20 protein-coding genes and 1 other annotated feature are annotated in these 24,955 nt (G+C 53.9%); of the genes, 6 read left to right on the forward strand and 14 right to left on the reverse strand.

Translation table 11 applies throughout. The annotated features are described in order from the left end of the window. Window positions 1-3: 3 nt before the first annotated feature. Window positions 4-1,908 (reverse strand): molecular chaperone DnaK, encoded by a 1,905-nt coding sequence (gene dnaK / locus CRO19_RS05675; RefSeq protein WP_097094979.1) that lies wholly within the window; start codon window positions 1,906-1,908, stop codon window positions 4-6. Between the two features lie 298 nt (window positions 1,909-2,206). Between dnaK and satP the strand changes: the two genes are divergently transcribed. Continuing rightward, complete coding sequence (gene satP / locus CRO19_RS05680) at window positions 2,207-2,767, forward strand: acetate uptake transporter (protein ID WP_097094980.1); 561 nt, start codon at window positions 2,207-2,209, stop codon at window positions 2,765-2,767. Window positions 2,768-2,801: 34 nt separating this feature from the next. On the opposite strand, the gene CRO19_RS05685 is transcribed toward satP, so the two are convergent. The 4 genes from CRO19_RS05685 to CRO19_RS05700 all read right to left on the reverse strand — a co-directional run bounded on the left by CRO19_RS05685 (window position 2,802) and on the right by CRO19_RS05700 (window position 9,325). Further along, entirely contained in the window at window positions 2,802-4,112 is a 1,311-nt protein-coding gene (locus CRO19_RS05685; protein ID WP_097094981.1) for an MFS transporter, read from the reverse strand. Window positions 4,113-4,223: 111 nt separating this feature from the next. Further along, window positions 4,224-4,811, reverse strand: a complete 588-nt coding sequence (mog, locus tag CRO19_RS05690) for a molybdopterin adenylyltransferase (RefSeq protein ID WP_097094982.1) — start codon at window positions 4,809-4,811, stop codon at window positions 4,224-4,226. Between the two features lie 107 nt (window positions 4,812-4,918). Next, window positions 4,919-5,872, reverse strand: a complete 954-nt coding sequence (gene tal / locus CRO19_RS05695; RefSeq protein ID WP_097094983.1) for a transaldolase — start codon at window positions 5,870-5,872, stop codon at window positions 4,919-4,921. A gap of 162 nt (window positions 5,873-6,034) precedes the next feature. Continuing rightward, window positions 6,035-9,325, reverse strand: coding sequence for an inverse autotransporter beta domain-containing protein (locus CRO19_RS05700; protein ID WP_176519134.1), 3,291 nt, complete (start codon window positions 9,323-9,325; stop codon window positions 6,035-6,037). 519 nt (window positions 9,326-9,844) lie between these two features. On the opposite strand from CRO19_RS05700, the gene yaaA reads away from it, so the two are divergent. Further along, window positions 9,845-10,621: a peroxide stress protein YaaA gene (gene yaaA / locus CRO19_RS05705; protein WP_097094985.1), complete on the forward strand. Its 777-nt coding sequence runs from the start codon at window positions 9,845-9,847 to the stop codon at window positions 10,619-10,621. A 74-nt stretch (window positions 10,622-10,695) separates the two neighbouring features. On the opposite strand, the gene thrC is transcribed toward yaaA, so the two are convergent. From thrC to CRO19_RS05730, 5 genes are all read right to left on the reverse strand, one after another. Continuing rightward, on the reverse strand, window positions 10,696-11,979 hold the full coding sequence (thrC, locus tag CRO19_RS05710) for a threonine synthase (RefSeq protein WP_097094986.1): 1,284 nt from the start codon (window positions 11,977-11,979) through the stop codon (window positions 10,696-10,698). A gap of 3 nt (window positions 11,980-11,982) precedes the next feature. Further along, complete coding sequence (gene thrB / locus CRO19_RS05715) at window positions 11,983-12,912, reverse strand: homoserine kinase (protein WP_097097598.1); 930 nt, start codon at window positions 12,910-12,912, stop codon at window positions 11,983-11,985. Between the two features lie 2 nt (window positions 12,913-12,914). After that, on the reverse strand, window positions 12,915-15,377 hold the full coding sequence (gene thrA, locus CRO19_RS05720; RefSeq protein ID WP_097094987.1) for a bifunctional aspartate kinase/homoserine dehydrogenase I: 2,463 nt from the start codon (window positions 15,375-15,377) through the stop codon (window positions 12,915-12,917). A gap of 26 nt (window positions 15,378-15,403) precedes the next feature. Beyond that, window positions 15,404-15,526: a sequence feature (Thr leader region), on the reverse strand. Then, on the reverse strand, window positions 15,462-15,533 hold the full coding sequence (gene thrL / locus CRO19_RS26435) for a thr operon leader peptide (RefSeq protein ID WP_071531027.1): 72 nt from the start codon (window positions 15,531-15,533) through the stop codon (window positions 15,462-15,464). (Overlaps the previous feature by 65 nt.) Before the next feature lie 189 nt (window positions 15,534-15,722). After that, a complete protein-coding gene (locus CRO19_RS05730) occupies window positions 15,723-16,427 on the reverse strand; it encodes a tRNA/rRNA methyltransferase (protein WP_097094988.1) in 705 nt (234 codons plus the stop codon). A 589-nt stretch (window positions 16,428-17,016) separates the two neighbouring features. Between CRO19_RS05730 and arcA the strand changes: the two genes are divergently transcribed. Then, on the forward strand, window positions 17,017-17,733 hold the full coding sequence (arcA, locus tag CRO19_RS05735; RefSeq protein ID WP_097094989.1) for a two-component system response regulator ArcA: 717 nt from the start codon (window positions 17,017-17,019) through the stop codon (window positions 17,731-17,733). Between the two features lie 46 nt (window positions 17,734-17,779). On the opposite strand, the gene creA is transcribed toward arcA, so the two are convergent. Next, window positions 17,780-18,253 (reverse strand): protein CreA, encoded by a 474-nt coding sequence (gene creA / locus CRO19_RS05740; RefSeq protein WP_097094990.1) that lies wholly within the window; start codon window positions 18,251-18,253, stop codon window positions 17,780-17,782. Window positions 18,254-18,447: 194 nt separating this feature from the next. On the opposite strand from creA, the gene robA reads away from it, so the two are divergent. After that, complete coding sequence (robA, locus tag CRO19_RS05745) at window positions 18,448-19,326, forward strand: MDR efflux pump AcrAB transcriptional activator RobA (RefSeq protein WP_097094991.1); 879 nt, start codon at window positions 18,448-18,450, stop codon at window positions 19,324-19,326. Between the two features lie 69 nt (window positions 19,327-19,395). Here the strand turns inward: robA and gpmB are convergent, their stop codons facing one another. Further along, window positions 19,396-20,043, reverse strand: a complete 648-nt coding sequence (gene gpmB, locus CRO19_RS05750; protein ID WP_097094992.1) for a 2,3-diphosphoglycerate-dependent phosphoglycerate mutase GpmB — start codon at window positions 20,041-20,043, stop codon at window positions 19,396-19,398. A gap of 51 nt (window positions 20,044-20,094) precedes the next feature. On the opposite strand from gpmB, the gene yjjX reads away from it, so the two are divergent. Next, the gene (gene yjjX / locus CRO19_RS05755; RefSeq protein ID WP_097094993.1) at window positions 20,095-20,616 is read left to right on the forward strand and encodes an inosine/xanthosine triphosphatase; all 522 of its coding nucleotides are present in this window, start codon (window positions 20,095-20,097) and stop codon (window positions 20,614-20,616) included. Here the strand turns inward: yjjX and trpR are convergent. Further along, window positions 20,613-20,936, reverse strand: coding sequence for a trp operon repressor (gene trpR / locus CRO19_RS05760; protein ID WP_097094994.1), 324 nt, complete (start codon window positions 20,934-20,936; stop codon window positions 20,613-20,615). The genes yjjX and trpR overlap by 4 nt on opposite strands. A gap of 44 nt (window positions 20,937-20,980) precedes the next feature. Beyond that, complete coding sequence (gene sltY / locus CRO19_RS05765; RefSeq protein WP_097094995.1) at window positions 20,981-22,900, reverse strand: murein transglycosylase; 1,920 nt, start codon at window positions 22,898-22,900, stop codon at window positions 20,981-20,983. 258 nt (window positions 22,901-23,158) lie between these two features. On the opposite strand from sltY, the gene atzF reads away from it, so the two are divergent. After that, the gene (atzF, locus tag CRO19_RS05770; RefSeq protein WP_097094996.1) at window positions 23,159-24,955 is read left to right on the forward strand and encodes an allophanate hydrolase; all 1,797 of its coding nucleotides are present in this window, start codon (window positions 23,159-23,161) and stop codon (window positions 24,953-24,955) included.

A 24,955-nucleotide genomic window follows, 5' to 3' on the forward strand; every position in this document is an offset into this window, starting at 1 on the left:
CAATTATTTTTTGTCTTTTACTTCTTCGAATTCAGCGTCGACTACGTCGTCATCTTTCTTCGCAGAAGCATCGCCAGCGTCAGCTGCCTGACCCTGCTGCTGTGCCAGCTCCATCAGTTTGCTGGACACTTCCATCAAGGCCTGCATTTTGGCTTCGATTTCAGCTTTATCTTCGCCTTTCAGCGCCGTGTTAAGCTCGGTCAGTGCCGCTTCGATCGGCGCTTTATCGTCAGCAGACAGCTTGTCGCCCGCTTCATCTAACTGCTTACGGGTGCTGTGCGAAATCTGATCGCCCTGGTTACGGGTCTGCACCAGCTCTTCGAACTTACGGTCAGACTCGGCGTTCGCTTCCGCGTCACGCACCATTTTTTCGATCTCTTCCTCGTTCAGACCAGAAGACGCCTTAATGGTGATCTTCTGCTCTTTACCGCTGTTTTTGTCTTTCGCAGACACGTGCAGGATACCATCCGCATCGATATCGAAGGTGACTTCGATCTGCGGCATACCGCGCGGTGCAGCCTGAATACCGTCGAGGTTGAACTGGCCCAGTGATTTGTTATCACCCGAACGTTTACGCTCACCCTGCAGCACGTGAATGGTCACGGCAGACTGGTTATCTTCAGCCGTCGAGAACACCTGGCTGTGTTTCGTTGGGATGGTGGTGTTCTTGCTGATCAGCGAGGTCATCACGCCGCCCATGGTTTCGATACCCAGCGACAGCGGAGTAACGTCCAACAGCAGTACGTCTTTCACTTCACCCGCTAACACGCCACCCTGAACCGCAGCACCAACGGCAACTGCTTCATCCGGGTTCACGTCTTTACGTGGCTCTTTACCAAAGAACTCAGTGACTTTGGCCTGAACCATTGGCATACGCGTTTGACCGCCAACCAGGATCACGTCGTTGATGTCTGAAACCGACAGACCCGCATCCTGCAGAGCGACTTTCAGCGGCTCGATAGAACGCGCAACCAGATCTTCAACCAGTGATTCCAGTTTCGCACGGGTCACTTTGATGTTCAGGTGCTTAGGACCGGTTGCATCAGCCGTGATGTACGGCAGGTTAACGTCGGTCTGCTGCGCAGAAGACAGCTCGATCTTCGCTTTCTCAGCGGCTTCTTTCAGACGCTGCATTGCCAGTGGATCGTTGTGCAGATCGATACCCTGATCTTTCTTAAATTCAGCCACCAGATAGTTAATCAGACGGCTATCGAAGTCTTCACCACCAAGGTGGGTATCACCGTTGGTTGCCAGCACTTCAAAGGTTTTCTCGCCATCAACGTCATCGATCTCGATGATTGAGATATCGAAGGTACCGCCACCCAGGTCATAAACCGCGATAGTACGGTTGCCTTGACCTTTGTCCAGACCATAAGCCAGCGCGGCTGCGGTTGGTTCGTTGATGATACGTTTTACTTCCAGACCTGCGATACGGCCGGCGTCTTTAGTCGCCTGACGCTGCGCATCGTTGAAGTAAGCTGGAACGGTAATAACCGCTTCGGTTACTGCTTCACCGAGGAAATCTTCCGCGGTTTTCTTCATTTTTTTCAGCACTTCAGCAGAGATCTGCGGCGGTGCCATTTTCTGGCCTTTTACATCCAGCCATGCGTCGCCGTTATCAGCGCCGATAATTTTGTAAGGCATGATTTTGATATCACGCTGTACTTCTTCGTCCTGGAAGCGACGGCCAATCAGGCGCTTGATCGCAAACAGGGTATTTTGCGGGTTGGTCACAGACTGACGTTTAGCCGGTTGACCTACCAGAGTTTCGCCATCTTGTGCATACGCAATGATCGACGGCGTGGTGCGATCGCCCTCGGCGTTTTCCAGCACGCGTGCTTTACCACCATCCATAACCGCAACACATGAGTTGGTTGTACCCAAGTCAATACCAATAATCTTACCCATCTAAACGTCTCCTACTTAAATTCTTTGCCAATTTGGGTTGTGAAACAGAGATGCGGTCAAACTGACCACTTTCAACTGCTGGAGCAGGCTTTTTTTTGCTGCCTCACAACGCTCGATGACAACTAAATGGGGCCGGTTCGATGCGCATCAAGGGTTAAAACTAAAAAAAATTTCATTCTCTGCGCGATTAAGATCAAAGTTGGCCAAAATGAGGTTGATTATTATGCAGCGCCTCGCGCCCCCAGCGGTATGCGTGGGTAAACATTAAAAATATCTTAAACGCTGCTTCTGAGGAATTATGAGCAACACTACGCTGGCGAATCCCGCCCCGTTGGGCCTGATGGGATTCGGTATGACTACCATCCTGCTCAATTTACACAACACCGGTCTGTTCGCGATGGATGTGATCATCCTGGCAATGGGCATTTTTTATGGCGGCATCGCGCAAATTTTTGCCGGGCTGCTGGAGTACAAAAAAGGCAATACCTTCGGGCTGACCGCCTTCACCTCTTACGGCAGCTTCTGGTTAACGCTGGTCGCCATCCTGCTGCTGCCGAAACTGGGAGTGGCTGCCGCGGCGGATGGCCACTTCCTCGGCGCGTATCTGGCGCTGTGGGGGATTTTCACCGCGTTTTTATTTTTCGGCACGCTGAAGTCAGCGAAAATGCTGCAGTTTGTGTTTGCCAGCCTGACGCTGCTGTTTGCGTTGCTGGCAATCGGACATCTGGCTGACAACGCGGGCTTAATACGTTTTGCCGGCTGGATTGGCATCATTTGCGGATCGAGCGCGTTCTATCTGGCGATGGGCGAAGTCCTGAACGAAAAGTTTGGCCGCAGCGTGCTGCCAATCGGTGATTAAAAAAAACGCGGAGCCTGTTGGGCTCCGCGTTTTTTTAAGAAGAGTGCAGCGACACATCCAGCTGTGCATGCTGCTGGCGACTATCTCGCCACAGCCAAACGCCCACCAGAAAACCCATCACCGCTAACGCCAGCACATACCACGCGGGTGCCATCGGCGTCAGACTCATCATTAGCGTCACGCTAATCGGCGTCAGTCCACCAAAAATGGCGTATGAGACATTGTACGAGAAAGAGATGCCGGTAAAGCGCACCGCCGCCGGAAACGCATGCACCATAACAAAAGGCACCACGCCCACCACGCCGACGCTCAAACCCGCTAAGCCATACCAGACAAACAACATTTCTGGTGTGTTGCCCAGCTGATGGAAGAAGTTCCAGCTCGCGATGGCCAACAGTATCGAACCCACCACCAACGTACGCGCCGCGCCGAAGCGATCCACCAGCCATCCGGCGATGATGCACCCCAGCAACAGCATAATGGTAGCGACACTGTTGGCTTGCAGGCTGAGAGCCGCTGAAATGCCATGCTGTTTCTGCATCAGCGTGGGCGCCATCAAAATCACCACCACAATGCAGGCTGACAGCAGCCAGGTGAGCAGCATCGAAATTACGATGCCGCGCTTATGACTGGTGAGAATGGTTTGCAGCGGCAATTTATCTGCCAGCGCTTTACGCTGCTGCAGCTGCTGGAACACCGGCGTTTCATGCAGCCAGCGGCGCAAATACATTGCCAGCAGGCCAAATATACCGCCGAGGAAGAACGGAATGCGCCAGCCGTGATCGCGAATTGCCGCCGGGGATAGAGCAGTATTCAGCACGGTTGCCACCAGCGAACCCAACAGAATGCCAGCGGTTAATCCGGCTGTTAGCGTGCCGCAGGCAAAGCCGATGCGTTTCTCAGGCACATGTTCGGCCACAAACACCCACGCGCCAGGCACCTCACCACCAATCGCGGCGCCTTGCAGCACGCGCATCAGCAGCATTAACAACGGCGCAGCGATGCCGATGCTGGCGTAGGTTGGCAGCGCACCCATCGCCAACGTGGGCAACGCCATCAGCAGAATACTCAGGCTAAACATCTTCTTGCGCCCGACCTTGTCACCAAAGTGCGCCATGATGATGCCGCCCAGTGGACGCGCCAGATAGCCAGCGGCAAAGATGGCGAAGGTTTGCACCTGGCGCAACCATTCGGGGATGTCTGGCGGGAAAAATAGCTCGCCAATGACGGCGGCAAAGAAGACAAATATAATGAAGTCGTAGAATTCCAGCGCCCCGCCAAGGGCGGCTAGCGACAGCGTTTTGTAATCCTGTCCATTGAGTCGACGCGAGGTGTGCGAATCCATAATCCAGCAGTATCCAAAGGCTAAACAGACGTTTGTAAAGATTGAATTACTATACCGTCAATATTTTGCCACACCAGCGCTGCTAGATTTTATACCTGAAAATGCCGATCTTTAGTTATTTGTCTCACGGCGGGCGCTTTTAGGGCGAAAAGCTGCTACGACGTCGCGATGCGTTTCCACATAGGGCCCTTCAAGCAACTGTAAACAATAAGGTACAGCGGCAAAAATCCCCGGCACTTTGACCGTTCCATCTTCAGCTTTAAGCCCCTCCAGCGTCTCTTTGATGGATTTCGGCTGGCCCGGCAAATTGAGGATCAATGACTGCTTGCGGATCACACCAACCTGACGCGAAAGTATCGCCGTGGGTACGAACTGCAGGCTGATCTGGCGCATCTGCTCGCCAAAACCCGGCATTTCACGATCGGCGACCGCCAGCGTGGCGTCGGGCGTTACATCGCGCCGCGCCGGTCCGGTACCGCCGGTGGTGAGCACCAAATGACAGAACAGCTCGTCGACCAGTTCGCAGATCGCCTGCTCAATCATCGGCTGCTCATCCGGCACCAGCCGCGTTTCGATTTCAAACGGCGTGGCAAGCGCGGCGGCGAGCCAGCTTTCCAACGCTGGAATGCCCTGATCCTGATAGATGCCGTTTGCCGCACGATCGGAAACGGAAATTAAGCCAATACGTAAAGTATCCATAGTGTTATCGCTGTGTAGGCTGCAAATGGGGGAAATGAAAAGGATAATACAGTAGCGAGGGAAGCGGGTAAAACCGTGGCGACTCGACGCCGCCACGACATATCACCTTACAGCAGTTCGGCGATCATCTTCTCAAGTTTGCCCTGATCGATGGCAAAGTTGCGGATGCCTTCGGCCAGCTTGGTCACAGCCATTGGATCCTGGTTATGCTGCCAGAAGAATTCAGCTTCGGTCATTTTCGCCGGGCGCGCTTTCACTTCGCCGGTGTAGCTCAGTTTGCGCTCAACGGTACCTTCGCTCTCCGCCAGCTCTTTCAGCAGGCCTGGAGAGATGGTCAGACGGTCGCAGCCAGCCAGCTCAATGATTTCACCAACGTTACGGAAGCTGGCGCCCATGACCACGGTTTCATAACCGTGCTGCTTGTAGTAGTTGTAGATTTCAGCCACAGAGACCACGCCTGGATCTTCGTGTGCTGCGTACTCTTTCTTATCGGTGTTCTGCTTGTACCAGTCGAGAATACGGCCTACGAATGGCGAAATCAGGAACACGCCCGCTTCGGCACATGCACGCGCCTGCGCGAAGGAGAACAGCAGCGTCAGGTTACAGTTGATGCCTTCTTTTTCCAGCTGCTCGGCGGCACGGATGCCCTGCCAGGTTGACGCCAGTTTGATCAGAATGCGGTCATTGCTGATGCCGGCATCGTTGTACAGTTTGATCAGGCTACGCGCTTTCGCGATGCTCGCTTCAGTGTCGTAAGAGAGGCGCGCATCGACTTCCGTCGAGATGCGACCCGGGATCAGTTTAAGAATTTCCAGACCAATATTGACGGCCAGCTTGTCAGAAACCAGCGCCAGCTGATCGTCTTTGTTGCTGCTCTGCTGACGCGCCCAGCTAATGGCTTCGTCAATCAGTTTGCGGTATTCAGGGATTTGCGCGGCGTTCAGAATCAGAGAAGGGTTGGTAGTAGCGTCCTGCGGCTGGTACAGCTTCATCGCTGCGATATCACCGGTGTCGGCGACTACGGTGGTCAGCTGACGCAAGGAAGTAAGTTTGTCCGTCATGTTCTTTTCTCTTAGTTGACTGTCAGGGTGAAAAAAGCTGAAGGGATAATATCATGCAGCAACGGCGGTGCAAGGAGAGGTTCAGTGCACAGAGTGCTACTGAATAAAATGAAAAAGAGGCAGATTTACTGCCTCTTTGAAAGTAACGAATTTACTACATACTTATTTGATACATACCGTCAGAGCCTTCACTCCTGCAGTATGAACATGGTACCAAGCATCATCAGGGTGGAAATGGTAAAGCGGATTATCAGTCCAGAAGTTGCTGTTCACCAGAGTTGCTAAATTACCCCATTCTCCAAACACTGTTCCTACGCTACGAGTACCTTGTGCGCCAATCATGGTAGGATTCGGAAGAACTGCACCTTCAGAAGCACAATACGCACTTGCATTGGCAAAGAGCACTTCGCTATTAGGCGAAGGAACAAACGCCCAGTGTTTAAGCGTAAAGCTATAGCGCAATGATGTTGCTGTTGTCTTATCTTTGGCACTGATTTCAACCGTGCGGCTAGCAGGCAAGTCGTTAATTGTGACTTTACCACTCGCATTGACGGTTACCGCAGGGTCGCTACTGCTCCAGATAAAGTCGGTTGCCGCTGCCGCCAGATTATTCACCACCACATTGAAGCTGGCATTTTTCAAGCCGGTTTGAGGGAATGCAGCACCAGGCTGATAGCTACGAACGGCGCCATTGGCCAGATCCAATCCCTGAATGCTACTTATTCCCGAGAACGTGAGATCGCGAGTCAGCACATTCCCTGACGTTGCGGTTAAGCGAGCAGTGCCAATCTTTGTGCTGTTAATCTCCACGGAAAGATTGCCATCTTTGTCGGTAGATACTTCGGGATTTGCTGGTGTAGCGCCGTTCGTGGCGCTGAACCGCACTTTCACGCCTGCCACCGGGTTACTATTAGCATCCACAACTTTCATCGATACGCGGTTGGCTTCTTTTCCTGCTTCGGCACGATCGCGGGTGATAATAAAAGTAGCATCATCAACTTTAGCGGTGCTGGCATCAGCAATAAACTGAATATCCTGCGTCATTTGCGAGCCATTGAATGCCGCGCTGACCTTGCTGGTTCCTGCGCGCAGGTTCGTCGCGGCAACGATCACTTCCCCTTGTGCATTACTCGCTGTGCCACTGCCCTGTATAGATGCACCATTGGTCGCCGTAAAATTGATGACCTCGCCTGCAATCGGATTATTCAAGGCATCCTTAAGCACTGCTTTTAACGTATTTGTCGCACTGCCATTGGCAACCACACCATTCTGCTGCACCACAAAGTCGGTGACTTTTGCCGTAGCAACATCAGCAATAAAGTGCGTATCCAGCTTACGCTGCTTACCGTTGGTTTCGATAACGACATTCGTGATGCCAGCCAGCGTATTACTGACTTCAATAGTCGCCACGCCGCTTGCATTGGTCACCACGGTATCGGCCTTTAATTTAGCGCCATTGCTGGCTGAGACGGTGATGCTCTGTGCGGGAACGTCGTTGCTATTGGCATCAACGACTTTCACCTGCAAGGTGTTCATCGCCGTGCCATTGGCGGCACTGTTATCCTTCACCAGCGTCAAGGTTGGCGAAGCAGATCCGTTATCGGCAATAAACGTCGTACTCAACTCCTGAGATTGACCATTGACCTGTACAGTAACCCGCGCTTCACCGGCTTTTTTGTTGAAGACATCCGCGACGAAGACACCATTTTCATCGGTAATCACATCGCCCTGTATCGTCGCGCCATTGGTCATCGTCAGGGTCATCTTCATGCCCGCGACCGGGTTACCGAAAGCATCCAGGATACGTCCGGTCACCTGGTTAAATGAACCGCCATCCGCAATGGCATTATCCTGTTTAACCAGCAGCGTTCCCGGCTCAAAGGTGGCCGTTGTGCTGTCAGCAATAAAGTCCACTGCCGTTGTCTGTTGTTTCCCGCTGACTTCAAATGTCACGGGAACTGATATCGCCTTGTTATGTCGGATGTCCACGCTGACTTTACCCTGGGCATCACTCAAGGCTTTATTGCTGGAAAGCAGAGCGGCGGAGGATGTGCTGAAGCGAACTTCGACGTTTTCCAGCGGCTGCCCGAGATTGTCCAGAATTTCAGCCGTGATTTGGTTGTGTTCAATCTGGTTGGCGACCGCGTGATTCTTAACCACCTTCACGGCGCCAAATGAACCGGTTGCAGGCATAACTTCAACCACGGTCTGTACACGTTTGGAAGCGTTGCCTTTTTCATCCCGAGCGACGGCGGAAATAACATACTTGTTCGCATTCAGGTCACGATCGTAATGATAGGCGGGCAGCATAATCACTATCGAATCAGACTGTTGTTGAACCATTTTCGCACCGGCAGCCAAAATAGGTCCTATATCCCAATCAATCGCCTTGAGCGGATATTTTGACCTGACATGACCTTTGATTAATAACGTATCACTGGCATTGCCGCTATGTTTAGGCGCGATATCCAGCGTGACGGTATCGTTACGGCGGTAATCAAGAACGATAGTATTATTACGATCGACTAAATCGTAGCGACTGCCTGCTAATGTTCGGGTTTGTTTTACGCGATCGCTATCAAGATGATCGCTCCATTTATCACCCAGGCGATAATTCAGCTGCAGATTGAACTGCGTTTCGTTATTACCGCCGCTTCCGCTTCGATAGTTACTGCCTAATGTGACCAGTGGAATTGGGGTGTAATTAATGCCCATGGTCATTGCGGAAGGATCTTTCTGACGGTGGTCTTTGCCAAATAAAGCCACTTCGTTACCGCGATATTTTTCATACGCCAGCGTCCCCCCTAATTGCGGGTAGATCGGCAGCCAACCTTCGAAGCGCAAATCGTAACCATTGGCTGGACGCTCATCATAATCGACAAAGTCGCGCGACTGATGCCAGTCGCTAATGCGCCAGTAAGTGTTGGCTGAGATTTTAGCAAAATCACGCCCCAGTTCTGCTCCCACACTAAAACGACGATTTTTACCGGTAAAGTCATTATCCAGAAAGGTATTAATACCCATCATCCAGCTATCAGCGAAATAACGACCGCCAATACCGATATTCCCGGTGGTACGTTGATCGATATGGCGCAGCCCCAGCGAATTAAATAACAGCCAGGATTCACGATCGTACAGCGGGAAGAGAACATCGGCAGCACTGCCGTCCAGCCCACCTTTTGCATCAACGTTCAGCGCAACACGCGCCGATCCATATAAATTTAGCCAGCTTTCAACTGAACGATTCACTTCATTAACGGCAGCACCGCGTACCAGCGAACTGGCGGCATTGGCGCTGTCTTTCTGGCTGAGTACCGTCGCCAAAGTTTGTGCTTTATCACTGTAAGTGGCGTAACGTTCTTGTTCAGTTTGTTGTAAGGTTTCAGCCTGTTTGGCCGTGAGCGCTTTTTCATTGTCGCGACTTATTGAAGCGGCCTGCGCGACCGGCAGCAATGTTGAACTTAATAGGGTGGCGATCTGTATGGATAACGTCGTCCAGGCAACCCATTTTTTACCCGATAATTGAACTGATGATCTATTTCGCTGCGACCGTCTTTTTTCTTTTATTAATTTATTTTCTTCATTGCTCATAACCATTCATCCATATAGTTAAAGTTTCACTCCATTGCTAATAGAGATATGCGCCAATAGCCATTAACAGCCGCTTTAATTTATCAGAAGAAAACGATTGAACAAAAATAATAACTAATTGATAAATAAACACAAAATACAAAAAGACATCCTTTGAGACCGTTCTCAACATTAAACTTTCAGACTTTTATAAAGAAAAAAAGTTAAATTTAAGACTGGGCTTAACCTGCACCACAAATAACATCGACACCTCTATTTACCGTTTCTTAAAAGTCCACCTGTTGCTTTGATAATTAACAACGCACTCTGGCCGGTTCGATTACGCAGATGAATTTGTTACACTCATCACGTCATTTCAAAACTCAATGGAAAAGCAAAACCATGCTGATTGTCATCTCTCCTGCGAAGACGCTGGATTACGAAAGCCCGCTGGCGACCAAGCGTTTTACTCAGCCGGCGTTGTTAGACAAGTCACAACAGCTGATTCAGGTGGCGCGCAGCCTTTCACCGGCGCAAATCAGCTCGCTGATGGGCATTAGCGATAAGCTGGCGCATCTCAATGCCGATCGTTTTCACAGCTGGCAACCCACATTCACACCAGATAACGCGCGTCAGGCGATTCTGGCGTTTAAAGGTGATGTCTATACCGGTTTGCAGGCTGAAACCTTCAACGATGGCGATTTCGAGTTTGCCCAGCAGCACCTGCGCATGCTTTCTGGCTTATATGGCTTGCTGCGACCACTCGATCTAATGCAGCCCTATCGTCTGGAGATGGGGATCAAGCTGGCGAATCCGGCCGGGAAGGATCTTTACGGCTTCTGGGGCGATCTGCTAACGGAGAAGTTGAACGAGGCAATTGCGGAACAGGGCGATGAAGTGCTGATCAATCTGGCATCCGATGAGTATTTCAAAGCCATCAAGCCAAAACAACTCAACGCGCAGTTGATCAAACCGGTTTTCCTGGATGAGAAGAACGGCAAATTTAAAGTCATCAGCTTCTACGCTAAGAAAGCGCGTGGTTTGATGAGCCGCTATGTGATTCAGAACCGCCTGACCAAGCCAGCGCAGTTGAAGAAATTCGATGTGGATGGCTACTTCTTTGATGCGGCAGAAAGCAAAGATAACGAGCTGGTGTTTAAGCGCCGCGAGCAGAAATAAGCAGGGTCGCCATGAATGGCGACCCCATCTCAGCATGGTTATGTAGGGTGCGCATTAATGCGCACCTACTGGATTTACTTCAGCAAAAACGCCCGCAGCTCAGCGAAATCGCCTTTCAGATTGTGTGACAGCAGTGGCAAATCGGCACGCTCGGCCAGCTCTTTTGGCAGCGGCAGATCCTGACCTAAAATCTCATCTACGCTCTCTTTGAACTTCGCCGGATGCGCAGTCCCAAGGAACAGGCCATATTCGCCCTCCTGCAGATTATCGCGCAGCAGACGATAAGCGATTGCCGCATGCGGTTCTGAGATATAGCCAATCTCCGCCAGCTCGCGCATAGTGGATTTGGTGGTTTCATCAGAAACCGCACCGTAAGCCAGATCGGTCAAACGCCAGGTTTTGCGGCGGAACAACTCTTCCACGCGCGGCCAGTTGTTAGGCTGGCTAACATCCATCGCATTCGACAGCGTAGCCACCGTCGCATTTGGCTGCCATGCGCCGTTGCCGAGGAAGCGCGGCACGGTGTCATTGGCATTGGTCGCAGCGATAAAACGCTTGATCGGCAGACCCAGCGATTTCGCCAATAGACCCGCCGTCAGATCACCAAAGTTACCGCTTGGTACGGAAACCACCAGCTGGTTGCGCTGCTCTTGTGGCAGCTGCGCCACCGCTTCGAAGTAGTAGCAAATCTGCGCCAGCAGGCGGCTGATGTTAATAGAGTTCGCCGAGTTCAGACCAATCGCCTTCTTCAGCTCTTCATCATCAAATGCCTGTTTTACCAGCGCCTGGCACGCATCGAAATCGCCTTCAACCGCGATGGTTTCAATGTTGCCGCCCAGCGTACAGAACAGTTTCTCCTGCAACGGGCTGATTTTGCCCTGCGGATAGAGAATCACCACGCGCACGTTTTCCATGCCGTAGAACGCATGCGCCACGGCGGCACCGGTATCGCCGGAAGTCGCGGTCAGAATGGTGATCTGCTCATCCGCGCCGCTTACGTACGAGAGCATCTGCGCCATAAAGCGGCCGCCAAAATCTTTAAACGCCAGCGTTGGGCCGTGGAACAGCTCAAGGCAAGCCACATCAGCGCTCACCTTCGCGACGGGAGCCGGGAAAGCAAAGGCGTTTTTCACGCGCTCAGCCAGCTGATGCGCCGCAATTTCATCGCCAATGTAAGCAGACAGGATTTTGCTGCTGCGGCTGACGAAATCCATCTCCAGCATGGCATCGATATCGGTTAGTTCAAATTCCGGCAGTTCGAGCGGGAAAAACAGCCCTTGCTGCGAGCCGAGGCCCTGTTTAACCGCCTGAGCAAAACTAACCTGCTCGTTGTGATCTTTAAGGTTGTAGAGTTTCATGCATTATCCCAATTTACGTGCGCCAGCCGTATCAAGACGGCAGATGTGGACGAAACCTTCTTCATTCTGCAGATAGTGCTGGCTCAGCCAGTCCGCCATCCGCTGTGCCGTTGCCATCTCGTTGCAAACGGCGAAAAGCGTGGGGCCAGAACCCGAAATGCCGCACGCCAGCGCGCCAATATCCTGCGCGGCTTTACGCGCATCGGCGAAGCCCGGCAGCAGTTTGGTACGATACGGCTCGGCGATAACATCCTGCATAAGTTTAGCCGCCAGCCCAGGCTGGCGCGTATGACAGGCGTGAATAAAGCCCGCCAGCAGACGTCCATGCTTGATGGCATCTTCTTTGCGATATTGCGCCGGCAAAATGGCGCGCGCTTCGGCGGTGGAGACTTTGATGCCCGGATAGGCCATCACCCACAACCATTCGTCAAAGCACGGCACCTCCTGACTGATAATGCCGTTCTCTTCAATCATCAGCTGTACGCCACCGAGGAAGCATGGCGCGACGTTATCGTAGTGCACGCTGCCGGAAATCCGCCCTTCCAGCTCGCCCATCAGCGCCAGCAGTTCAGTATCATTCAGCGGTTTGCCGCAGAACTCGTTCATCGCCATTAGCCCAGCCACCACCGAGCAGGCGCTGGAGCCGAGGCCGGAACCGATCGGCATATTTTTTTCCAGCGTCATCGCCACCGGAACCTGTTTGCCAATCGCCTGGCAAAAACGCTCCCAGCACTGATAAACGATGTTCTCCTGCGGATTGCTCGGCAGTTTGCTGACAAAGCGCCCGGAATTCACCAGGCTAAAGCTGTCGGCCGCTTCCACGGAAACACAGTCACCCAGCAGGGTGCCATCCACCGGCGAAACCGCTGCGCCTAGCACATCAAAGCCGACGCTAACGTTGCCTATCGAGGCCGGTGCATAAATTTTTACCATCATCAAACTCCCAACTTCCACGACAGCGTACGCAACAGGTCAGCAAATACGCCAGCAGCTGTTACATCATTCCCCGCACCATATCCACGCAGAACCAGCGGGATGGGCTGATAATAGCGGCTGTAAAATGCCAGCGCATTCTCACCGTTCTTCACTTTGTACAGCGGATCGTTGCCGTCCACCGCATCAATCTTCACTTTGCAGACGCCGCCCTCTTCAATCGCACCGACGAAGCGCAGCACTTTCCCTTCGTCACGTGCTTTGGCAATGCGCGCCGCAAAAGCATTATCCAACTCCGGCAGGCGTTCCATAAACTGCTCAACGTCGGCGATATCCGCCAGGCTGGCGGGCAGCAGCGGTTCGATGTCGATATCGCTTAGCTCCAGCTGATGTCCGGCTTCGCGCGCCAGAATCAGCAGTTTACGCGCCACGTCGGTGCCGGAAAGGTCGTCGCGCGGGTCCGGCTCGGTAAAGCCCAGCTCACGCGCCATTTTGGTGGCTTCTGACAGCGAAACGCCTTCATCGAGTTTACCGAAGATAAAGGAGAGTGAACCCGAAAGAATACCGGAGAATTTGATCAGCTCATCACCGGCGTTCATCAGGTTTTGCAGGTTTTCGATCACCGGTAAACCGGCGCCCACGTTGGTGTCGTACAGGAACTTACGGCGCGACTTCGCCGCTGCGGCACGCATCTGCTGGTAATAATTCCACGACGAGGTGTTGGCCTTTTTGTTCGGCGTGACCACATGGAAGCCCTCGGCGAGGAAATCCGCATATTGATCGGCCACCGCCTGGCTGGAGGTACAATCGACGATCACCGGATTCAGCAGGTGATACTCCTTCACCAAACGAATCAAGCGGCCGAGATTGAACGGCTCTTTGGCTTCGCTCAACTCCGCCTTCCAGTTGCTGAGGTCGATACCGTGCACGTTGGTTAACAGCGCACGCGAGTTAGCGATGCCGCACACGCGCAGATCGATATGCTTCTGTTTCAGCCACGCTTGCTGGCGGTGCAGCTGATCGAGCAGCGCCGCGCCAACGCCGCCAACGCCGACCACGAACACTTCGATCACCTGATCGGTGGCGAACAGCATTTGGTGCACCACGCGGACGCCAGTGGTGACTTCATCATTGCTCACGACGACCGAGATGGAACGCTCAGACGAGCCCTGCGCAATCGCCACGATATTGATATTGGCGCGCGCCAATGCCGAGAAGAATTTAGCGGAGATGCCGCGCAGCGTTCGCATGCCATCGCCCACCACCGAGATCACCGCAAGCTGTTCCAGCACGTCGAGCGGATCGAGCAGGCCATCTTTCAACTCCAGGTAAAACTCCTCTTCCAGCACGCGACGCGCACGCGCCTGGTCGCTTTGCGGTACGCAGAAGCTGATGCTGTATTCGGAAGAGGACTGAGTGATCAGTACCACCGAAATGCCGGTGCGTGACATGGCAGCGAACACGCGCGCCGCCATGCCCACCATGCCTTTCATACCCGGACCGGAGACGTTAAACATCGCCATGTTGTTCAGGTTGGTAATGCCTTTCACCGGATTTTCATCCAGCTCGCCTTCGCCGCCAATTAAGGTGCCCGGCGCTTGCGGATTGGCGGTGTTTTTAATCAGGCAAGGAATCTGAAACTGGGCGATAGGTGCGATAGTGCGAGGGTGAAGTACTTTAGCGCCGAAGTAGGAGAGCTCCATCGCTTCCTGATAAGACATGGATTTCAGCAAGCGCGCATCTGGCACCTGACGTGGATCGCAGGTGTAGACACCGTCGACATCAGTCCAGATTTCACAACAGTCGGCGCGCAGGCAAGCGGCCAACACGGCAGCAGAATAGTCAGAGCCGTTGCGGCCCAACACCACCAATTCGCCCTTCTCATTGCCCGCGGTGAAACCGGCCATCAGGATAAAATGATCCGCCGGGATCTGGCTGGCAGCGATGCGGCGGGTGGATTCAGCAATATCAACGGTAGATTCAAGGTAATGACCGACGGCCAGCAGCTTTTCAACCGGATCGATAACGGTCACTTTATGGCCGCGCGCCTGCAGCAGCGCTTCCATAATGGCAATCGACAGCTTCTCGCCACGGCAGATGATGGCTGCGTTGACGGCATCGGGACATTGGCCCAGCAGGCTGATGCCGTGCAGCACTTGCTTTAATTGCGCAAATTCCAGCTGTACGCGGGTTTTCAGTCCGTCGAAGTCAAAACCGGGCTGCGCATCATGCAAGCCTTGCAGCAGGTCGGCAAAAATGCGTTCGGCATCACTGATATTCGGTAACGTATCCTGGCCGCTGATGGTTTTCTCAATCATCGCCACCAGATGATTGGTAATTTTCGCTGGCGCAGAGAGAACGGTCGCAACCTGTCCCTGTTGTGCATTGCTTTCCAGAATGTCCGCCACGCGGAGAAAACGATCCGCATTGGCCACTGAGGTTCCGCCGAATTTCAGCACTCGCATAGTTGAAGCTCTCCTGAATTTTTGCCGAAAAAAAAGCCCGCACTGTTTAGGTGCGGGCTTTTTTCTTTGTTTTTCCTGTATGCGTCAGCCCGCACCGTTACCTGTGGTAATGGTGGTGGTAATAATAATTGTGGTGTTCAGGCTGAGTTTACGCATTTAGATTTTTTTCTGTCTGTCTTTGTCTTGTCCGTCTGCCTTCCAGAAGTAAAGCAAAGCGCACGTTAAGTCAACGAATTTGTCTTAGCCGCGCCCGCTTCGCCGCTGCGCACTGCTGCGCTTGTCGGGGTAAATCCTATTGCGATCGTTCACGAGATGAGGGGATTAACCCGATCTGTCACTAGCAACTCAGGATTTATCCGAGCAATTATCTATAAGTTTTTTTTCTACATCGTGGAGTAAGCGATGCAGCATGGCGCTATCGCGCTGTTCCAACAGGCCAATGCGCTGGTCGATCCAGTCAGACATTTTGACGTCATCGCTAACATCCAGTTTCACCAACAGCTGGTGGAAACGCTCTCGCAGCGCCTGAAGTTGATGGGCGTTAGCCGCCTCGGCAGGTTCGGCCGCAATCTGATTCAGCGCTGACAGCTGATAACAATACACCATCACCGCCTGGCCAAGATTAAGCGAAGGATAGTCATTCGCCATGGGAATGCCGGTCAACAGATCAACCTGCTCCAGCTCTTCATTGGTTAAGCCGCTGTCTTCACGGCCAAACACCAGTGCGATACGGCTTAGCCACTGACGTTTTTCCTGCAGAATGTTTTCAACCTGAACGGGTGTAGCGTAATAGCGAAACTTCGCGCGGCTGCGTGCAGTGGTCGCCACGGAGAAATCCACATCCTTAAGCGCCTCGCTCAGCGTGGCATAGGTTTTTACGTTATCGAGGATCTCGCCGGCACCGTGCGCCACACGCCGTGCTGCCGGATCTTGCCAGGCATCGCTGGCCACAATGCGCAACTCGCTGAATCCCATGGTTTTCATGGCACGAGCAGCCGCGCCGATATTTTCCGGACGGGCGGGAGAGACAAGGATTAAGGGGAAATGCATGATTTTTCCATCGAGCGATTAAGAACTCGCATTATGTTGGCATGCAGCAGAGAAAATACCAACCGTCGCGGTGTGAGAAAATAAGATGTTAAGGATGTTAAAAGAGGAGAAAATCTCTGTGTAGGGAAAATTAGTGGGCATAAGCAAAATTATAGCACTTATCTGGCACAAACCCCTTTCATTTCAATTTATTGAAATATAATTTCCTGCGCATTTACCTTTCCGTTCGGCCAGGGATAAATGTAGCGAAAATGCTGCATTTTGTGAGCTAAACTAGCATTCCTGGAGAAGTTTTTCATAAAAGTGTTAACGTGCTACACTTGCATTTGATATAAGTCAACGAAGCGTTGTTTTTATGCTTATCGGTTGTTGTTGGTGCTGTTAGGTTGCTGTTAATACGGTTAGGATGAGCGCCAGTCCGATACCCTCGGGGCGCGCAAATATCCATCCTGACTGGCTGAGCTAACACTGAAGTTGACGTAGATGGATGGTGTATTCCGAAGATTATTTCGTATACCGGTTGCGACAAGGTTCAGCAACCGCCGTACGCCCTGTTTTCGATTTGTTGGCAAATTTTAGGTAGCGAAACATGCAGACCCCGCACATTCTTATCGTTGAAGACGAACTGGTCACGCGTAACACCCTCAAAAGCATCTTTGAGGCAGAAGGTTACGTGGTCTATGAAGCCACCGACGGCGCCGAGATGCATCAGATTTTGACGGAGAACGACGTCAATCTGGTGATTATGGATATCAACCTGCCAGGTAAAAACGGTTTGCTGCTGGCGCGCGAATTGCGCGAACAAGCAAACGTGGCGCTGATGTTCCTGACAGGTCGTGATAATGAAGTGGATAAAATCCTCGGCCTGGAAATTGGTGCCGATGATTACATCACCAAACCTTTCAACCCGCGTGAATTGACTATTCGTGCCCGCAATTTACTGTCGCGCACCATGAATCTGGCAATGCCGAGTGAAGAGCGCCGTCAGGTTGAAAGCTATCGCTTTAATGGCTGGGAGCTGGACATCAACAGCCGCTCACTGATCAGCCCGAATGGCGAACAGTACAAACTGCCGCGCAGTGAATTCCGCGCCATGCTGCACTTCTGTGAGAACCCAGGCAAAATCCAAACGCGTGGCGACCTGCTGAAGAAAATGACCGGTCGCGAGCTGAAGCCGCATGACCGTACCGTGGATGTCACCATCCGCCGTATTCGCAAGCATTTCGAATCTACGCCAGATACGCCAGAAATCATCGCCACCATTCATGGCGAAGGCTACCGCTTCTGCGGTGAGCTGCAGGATTAAGTTTGAATGAAAAAAACGCCCATCAGGGCGTTTTTTTATGCCTGCATTAATGCCAGGGCATAATCGGCACGGCGCTAAGCGCATTTTTTGGCGAACCATCCACCACTTTGTCTGAGTAGCTCAGGTACACCAGAGCATGACGTTTCTGGTCAAAGAAGCGCACTACCTGCAGTTTCTTGAATACCAGCGATGTCCGTTTCTTGAACACCACTTCACCTTGCGACTTGCCTTGTGCGATTTTATCGCTAAGCTCTACCGGCCCAACCTGTTGGCAGGAGATGGCGGCGTCAGAAGTATCTTCCGCCAAACCCAGTCCGCCCTTAATGCCACCGGTTTTTGCCCGACTGATATAACAGGTTACATTTTTTACATCGGGGTCATCGAAGGCTTCCACCACGATCTTATGATCGGGCCCGAACATCTTGAATACCGTGTCTACAGAGCCGATTTCCTCGGCCTGAACGCCAGCGCTGAACACATAAGTTGCCAGCGTGATTATAAGAATACGAGCTATTGTCATTGAGTTACCATTGCCAATCGAATAGATGAGAATGTAATGTACTGTCAATCGAACCCAGAACCAAACCTAAACGGGTTTTAACCCGCATTGACTTAGCACACTCGATTAGCAAACCGCCCCCACGCTTTTGTGCATTTCGTGCTATTATTCGACGACTTCATAGTTGCGCCACCAGAGAGTTATGAGGATGTTTTATGGACCAAGCCGGTATCATTCGCGATTTGCTTGTCTGGCTGGAGAGCCATCTGGATCAACCGCTTTCATTAGATAACGTTGCGCAGAAAGCGGGCTACTCCAAGTGGCATCTGCAGCGTATGTTCAAGGAAGTAACCAGCCACGCGATTGGCGCGTACATTCGCGCGCGTCGGCTGTCGAAAGCCGCGGTGGCCTTGCGCCTGACCAGCCGCCCCATTCTCGACATCGCCTTACAATATCGCTTCGATTCACAGCAGACGTTCACGCGCGCGTTTAAAAAGCAGTTTAACCAAACGCCCGCCTGGTATCGTCGCTCATCGGAGTGGAACTCCTTTGGTATCCGCCCGCCGATTCGGCTGGATGACAGTAGCCTGCCAGAAGCGCAGTTTGTTACCCTGCCAGAAACTGTTCTGGTCGGTCAGACGCAGAGCTACTCTTGCACGCTGGAGCAAATATCCAGCTACCGCGATGAGATGCGCATTCATTTCTGGAAGCAGTTCCTGCTGGAAACCGATACGGTGCCGCCGGTGCTGTATGGCCTGCATCAGGTACGTGCCAGCCATGAAAAGGATGATGAGCAGGAGATTCTCTACACCACGGCGGTGCCAACCGATCAGCAGGCATTGAGCATGCAATCGAACCAGAGCGTGATAGTGGACGCGGGCGATTACGTGCAGTTTACCTATCAGGGTGCGCGTAGCGCGCTGGGGGAATTCATCCTGCTGCTGTATGGAACCTGCATGCCTACGCTCGGTTTAGTGCGTCGCCAGGGGCAGGACATTGAGCGCTTCTATACGCACGGCGGCAAGAAGCGTAGCGAGCCACCGGCAGAGATCCGCTGCGAATACCTGATTCCGATTCGCCCGCAAAATCACTAATCCTATCAGCAAGGTGCGCATTAATGCGCACCCTACAACATCGTAAGGTCGCCATTGCTGGCGACCTTTTTAACGCTGAAGTTCATCCAACGCCGGCGCATCCAGATGCGAAACATCGCCCGCCGTTTCCACCACCCAACCCGCCGCCAGCCACGCACTCTGCTGATGGTCCACGCGGGAAATCGAGCAGTTACGCAAACGCAAACGACGTTCCGCATGCGCAGGCAGGCCAAGAATGGTGCTGACCAGCACGCCAAGCGCCATGCCGTGGCTAACAATCAGCGGACGACTGCCGGCCGGCAATTCCAGCAGTGCATTCAGCGCTTCGTGCATACGCGCAGCCATCTCTGCCATTGATTCACCGCCCGGGATACGACCCGCCGTGGTCCCGTCCACCAGCGTTTTACGCCAGTTTTCCTCTTCTTCCGTCAAACCATCGAGAGGACGCTGTTCCAGGCAACCCATGTTGAGCTCACGCAGACGCGCATCGAGCGTAACGGTGCAGCCACACGCATCGGCGATGATCTCCGCCGTGCGACGTGTGCGTCCTAAATCGCTGGCAATCACGTGGGTAATGCCCAGCGATTTCACGCGCTCGCCAACCTGATGAGCCTGCAGCTCACCTTTTTCCGTTAGCGGGCTGTCAGATTGCCCTTGAATGCGTCGCGCCGCATTCCATACCGTTTCACCGTGACGAACAAGATAGACCTGTAGCATGCTTAATTTCCGTTATACTGCGACAAATTTGCCTCGAGGGTTCAATCAATTATGTACCATGTTGTCGCAGCCACCATCAACCCGGCAAAAATTCGCGCGATTGCGCAGGCGTTCAACGACGTTTTCGGCGAAGGATCCTGCCACATTGAAGGGGTCGAGGTCGAGAGCGGCGTCGCAGCCCAGCCAATTAGCGATGTTGAAACGCGAACTGGCGCACGTCAACGCGTAGCCAACGCGCGTCAGGAACGTCCACAGGCCGATTATTGGGTGGCGATTGAAGCGGGAATTGAGGGAGATTGTGCCTTTGCGTGGATGGTGATTGAGAATGCACAGCAGCGCGGTGAATCGCGTTCCGCCAGCTTTACCCTGCCACCGATTGTCGTGGCTGGCTTAGCGGCCGGACGTGAACTCGGTGACGAAATGGCACGCCTGACCGGCGTAGAGAACATCAAACACAAAGGCGGCGCGATTGGTGCCTTTACGCATGGCCTGCTGAGCCGCTCGAGCGTGTATCATCAGGCGTTAATTCTGGCGCTGTGTCCCTTCACCCATCCGCTCTACGAGCAAGACTAATCGCGACCAAGATGCGCCTCTAGCCAGCGTTTCAGCTCTGGCGGCGCTTCTTTCAGACTATTTGAGCCGCGCGTAATGGTGGCGATACCCACGCCTAACTCATTTTTCAGTTCACGCTGGCTCATCTCACCGCTCATCAGCTCTTCGATAATGCGCAAACGCGTGCCGTAAGATTCACGCTCATCGGGCGTCATCATCAGCTGTAGCAACGGTAGCGCGACGCCATCGGCAAAGGCGTTTTGCATTAATTCAATAAAACGCAGCCAGTTATCTTCAACAGGCTGAGCCGATTCCGGCTGGGAAGAAAGGGGTTGGCTCATGGCGGGCTTCCGTACTCATTAGCGAGTACGGAAGCATAGCACAGTCAATACTGACGATTCCACTCACTGTCGGCGAGGATCTTGTCCGGCTTACCCATGAAATAACGATAATACGCATCGTAGGCCAGCACGTTTTTCACGTAGCCACGCGTTTCTGAGAACGGAATGGTTTCGATAAACGCCACCGCATCCAGCTTGCCGCCGCTGTTATTCTGCCAGGTACGTACGCGTCCCGGGCCAGCGTTGTAAGCCGCCGAGGCAAAGATACGGTTCTGACCAAACTGCTGATAGACATATTCCAGATACTGCGTGCCAATCTGGATATTGGTCTGCGGATCCAGCAGCTGGCTGCTGTTCACATAGCCGGGAATGTTATACATCTTCACGGTATGTGTTGCCGTGCCGGGCATCACCTGCATTAAGCCGCTGGCGCCTACCGGTGAACGTGCTTTCGGATTCCACGCGCTCTCCTGACGCGAAATTGCCATCGCATAACTTGGCGGAATACCTTTGTCGCTGGTGTATTGCTGGTACAGATTCTGCCACGCCAGCGGGAAGCGCTCTTTCAGGCTATCCCACATCTTCGCGGTGATAGTGGCCTGCACGCTAAGATCCCACCAATCCTGCTCGTTGGCATAACGCGCCAGCATCTGCTGCTGTGAACGGGTTTTGCTGGCGATGAGATTGGCCCATTCGCTGCGCGCCAGGTTATCCAGTCCCCAATACATCAGCTCACGCACGCGCGCCATCTCGGCGCCCTGCACCACGCTCTTGTCGGCTGCTGGCGCTTGATCGACCTGCAATGGATACTCCACGCCAAGCCGCTGTGCCGCCACCATCGGATAGAAGCCGCGCGCCTGCATCAGCTTACGTAGAATCTCATCCGCTTCCTCCTTGCGGCCCTGCGAAATCAGCAAATCCGCCTGCCAGTATTGCCACTCATCTTTCTCTTTGGCTTCCACCGGCAAACGCGCGATCCAGGTATTCAACCCGCGGCGATCGTTCTGGCTCAGCGCCAAACGTACGCGACGCTCCACCAGCGCGGTGGATTCGCTGTTCATCACCACCGCATCACGCCAGCGCGCCTGCTCGCTGGTGAGATCCGCGCCCATCATGCGCCACACCACGGTTTCTTTTAGATCCTGCTCATCGGCCTGGCTCATCTTCTGCGCCTGCACCAGCTGCGGAATCATCATACGCGCGTTGTCCATATCCTCACGCGCCACGCGGGCGAAGGCATAGCTGGTTGCCATACGAGTGAAATCAGTGGGGCCCATGCTGCTGGCAAAGGAAGTGACGGTTTGCGGATTCTGCTGCAGCGCAATCAGCGCGCTGGCGGTGGTTTGATAATCCGCCGGCAGCATTTTCGCCAGATAATTCACCAGACTATCGTTACCGGCTTTCATCGCCAGACGGATACGCTCCAGAATGGTGATCGGCGAGAGCTGCCCGCTGGCTTGCCAGACCGAGAACAGCTTGTCGCAGTCATTCGGCAACGCGGTGCCGCGCAGCCAAATCTCTTTCGCGCCGGCAAACGCAGCCTGCTGCTGTCCGGTGGCCCATTTGGCGTAATACCAGTTACAGCGCGCCTGCACCGGTTTTGGTTCATCCGGGCTGAAACTCAGCACGCCTTGCCAGTCCTGACGATTAGCCAGCACATTCACAAAGCGCGTTGAGAGCGAGCGCGCCGGCGGCAGTGTAGGATACTGCTGAATAAAGTTTTTCACCGCCAGCGGCGTCTCTTGATCGAGATCCTGCGCCAGCAGGCGATATTGCAGATACGGGTAGAGCGGATAATCCTGCAGCGTTGGCATCAGCTGCGTTACCTGGTCCATCTGTTTATTATCCCAGGCTTGCTTGATTTGCGCATAGCGCTGTCGCTGCTGATCCAGCGAATCGGCCCATACGCTGCTGGCCGTGCTGGCCAGACAGATCCCTAGCATCCAGTAACGCCACTTCTCCATTACGCTCTCCTCTCAGTGCTGCGATCCAGCTCATGCCAGACTTCCTTCATGCTAACCAGGCCAACCGCCTCTTGCCATGTTCTTCACAAAATTTACGCTCGCGCACCGCCATTGCGCAGCGTTTGCGCCGCCGTTGTGCAATTTATCATCAGAAAAACGTATTACACATCAATTAACTGCGCGCTTTCATCGGCTTACAAAAATGGCACGCGCTTTGCTATGTTGAATTCCATCTTGTATACCAGTTGGAATTCACTCATGGCATCGACCTTTGGCTTTACGCTCCAGGATTGGCAGCACAGTTACCAACAGGATCCACAGCAAATTACCTCCCTGCTGGCGGCGCATCTTGACGCCATCGACCCGCAGGATAATGCCTGGCTCTATCTCGCCACGCCCGCGCAGCTGCAGGCACAAATCGAGCCGCTGCTGGCCAGCTACCAGCGTAATCCGGCCGCGCTGCCGCTGTTTGGCGTACCTTTTGCGGTGAAAGACAATATTGATGTTGCCGGTTGGCCGACCAGCGCCGCCTGCCCTGCCTTCACTTATACCGCTCAGGCCGATGCTTTTGTGGTGGCACAGCTAAAAGCCGCCGGCGCGGTGGTGATTGGTAAAACCAACCTCGACCAATACGCCACCGGCTTAGTCGGTACGCGTTCACCGTTTGGTGCGGTGAGTAACACCTTCAATCCTGATTATGTCAGCGGCGGTTCCAGCTCCGGTTCGGCTTCGGTTTTGGCACGCGGGCTGGTGGGCTTCTCGCTCGGCACCGATACCGCCGGTTCGGGCCGCGTGCCCGCTGGTTTCAACAATATCGTCGGCCTCAAGCCCACCAAAGGCTGGTTCTCGGCCAGCGGCGTGGTACCGGCTTGCCGCCTGAACGACACCATTTCGGTATTCGCGTTGCGGGTGGAAGATGCCTTCGCGGTGGCAACGGCGGCGGGCGGCTATGACGCGGGCGATGCCTACTCGCGCAGCAATCCGCACACCGCGCCAGCCAATTTCAAAGCGCAGCCTGATTTCGCCATTCCCGCCACGCCGGAATTCTTCGGCGACAAACTGGCCGAAGCGGCATGGCTGGCGGCGCTGGAGCAACTGCAGGCAGGTGGCGCGACGCTGCACCCGATCGATTTCTCCGTGTTCCACCAGCTGGCCGAACAGCTCTATTACGGCCCGTGGGTCGCCGAGCGTACCGTGGCGGTGGGCGAGATGATCAATCGTCCGGAAGAGATGGATCCGGTAGTATTCGACATTGTCAGCAGCGGCCTGAAATACAGCGCGGTGGAAGCCTATCAGGCGGAATACCTGCGCGCCGGGCTGACGCGTCAGATCCAGCAAACGCTGGCGCAGTTTGATGCGCTGGTGGTGCCCACCTCGCCCACCATCCACACGCTGGCCGAAATGCAGCAGGAGCCGGTGCACTACAACTCGCAGTTTGGCACCTACACCAACTTCACCAACCTTGCCGACCTCAGCGCGCTGGCGCTGCCAGCGCCCTTCCGCGCCGATGGTTTACCGGCGGGCATTACGCTGATTGCGCCCGCCTGGCAGGATCGCGCGCTGGCCGCTTTCGGTGTGCGCTGGCAGCAGCAGATGGCGCTGCCATTGGGTGCCACTGGCAAAGCGCAGCCTGCGGAATCTGCCACCTTGCCGCTCTCTGCCGATCACGTACGCGTGGCGGTGGTTGGCGCGCATCTCACCGGTATGCCGCTCAACTTCCAGCTGACGACGCGTCAGGCGGTGCTGGTGGAAGAGACGCAAACCGCCAGTAACTACCGCCTGTTCGCCCTGCTCGATGGCCCGATTAAGAAGCCGGGCCTGCTGCGCGGCGAGAGCGGCGCAGCGATTACCGTCGAGCTGTGGGATATCCCGCTGGCACGCTTTGGCGAGTTCGTAGCAGAAATCCCCGCCCCGCTCGGCATTGGCTCGTTAACGCTGGCCGACGGCCGCAGCGTCAAAGGCTTTATCTGTGAACCGGCGGTGCTGTCGCAGGCGCTGGAAATTACCGAATTTGGCGGCTGGCGCAACTGGCTGGCTGCTCAGGGGAGTAAATAA

The organism is Candidatus Pantoea floridensis (genome assembly GCF_900215435.1).
GTDB classification, from domain to species: Bacteria; Pseudomonadota; Gammaproteobacteria; order Enterobacterales; family Enterobacteriaceae; genus Pantoea; species Pantoea floridensis.

Coding starts and splice junctions, on each gene's coding strand:
- dnaK (WP_097094979.1), bottom strand. CDS start 1,908: ATGGGTAAGATTATTGGTATTGACTTGGGTACAACCAACTCATGTGTT.
- satP (WP_097094980.1), top strand. CDS start 2,207: ATGAGCAACACTACGCTGGCGAATCCCGCCCCGTTGGGCCTGATGGGA.
- CRO19_RS05685 (WP_097094981.1), bottom strand. CDS start 4,112: ATGGATTCGCACACCTCGCGTCGACTCAATGGACAGGATTACAAAACG.
- mog (WP_097094982.1), bottom strand. CDS start 4,811: ATGGATACTTTACGTATTGGCTTAATTTCCGTTTCCGATCGTGCGGCA.
- tal (WP_097094983.1), bottom strand. CDS start 5,872: ATGACGGACAAACTTACTTCCTTGCGTCAGCTGACCACCGTAGTCGCC.
- yaaA (WP_097094985.1), top strand. CDS start 9,845: ATGCTGATTGTCATCTCTCCTGCGAAGACGCTGGATTACGAAAGCCCG.
- thrC (WP_097094986.1), bottom strand. CDS start 11,979: ATGAAACTCTACAACCTTAAAGATCACAACGAGCAGGTTAGTTTTGCT.
- thrB (WP_097097598.1), bottom strand. CDS start 12,912: ATGGTAAAAATTTATGCACCGGCCTCGATAGGCAACGTTAGCGTCGGC.
- thrA (WP_097094987.1), bottom strand. CDS start 15,377: ATGCGAGTGCTGAAATTCGGCGGAACCTCAGTGGCCAATGCGGATCGT.
- CRO19_RS05730 (WP_097094988.1), bottom strand. CDS start 16,427: ATGCATTTCCCCTTAATCCTTGTCTCTCCCGCCCGTCCGGAAAATATC.
- arcA (WP_097094989.1), top strand. CDS start 17,017: ATGCAGACCCCGCACATTCTTATCGTTGAAGACGAACTGGTCACGCGT.
- creA (WP_097094990.1), bottom strand. CDS start 18,253: ATGACAATAGCTCGTATTCTTATAATCACGCTGGCAACTTATGTGTTC.
- robA (WP_097094991.1), top strand. CDS start 18,448: ATGGACCAAGCCGGTATCATTCGCGATTTGCTTGTCTGGCTGGAGAGC.
- gpmB (WP_097094992.1), bottom strand. CDS start 20,043: ATGCTACAGGTCTATCTTGTTCGTCACGGTGAAACGGTATGGAATGCG.
- yjjX (WP_097094993.1), top strand. CDS start 20,095: ATGTACCATGTTGTCGCAGCCACCATCAACCCGGCAAAAATTCGCGCG.
- trpR (WP_097094994.1), bottom strand. CDS start 20,936: ATGAGCCAACCCCTTTCTTCCCAGCCGGAATCGGCTCAGCCTGTTGAA.
- sltY (WP_097094995.1), bottom strand. CDS start 22,900: ATGGAGAAGTGGCGTTACTGGATGCTAGGGATCTGTCTGGCCAGCACG.
- atzF (WP_097094996.1), top strand. CDS start 23,159: ATGGCATCGACCTTTGGCTTTACGCTCCAGGATTGGCAGCACAGTTAC.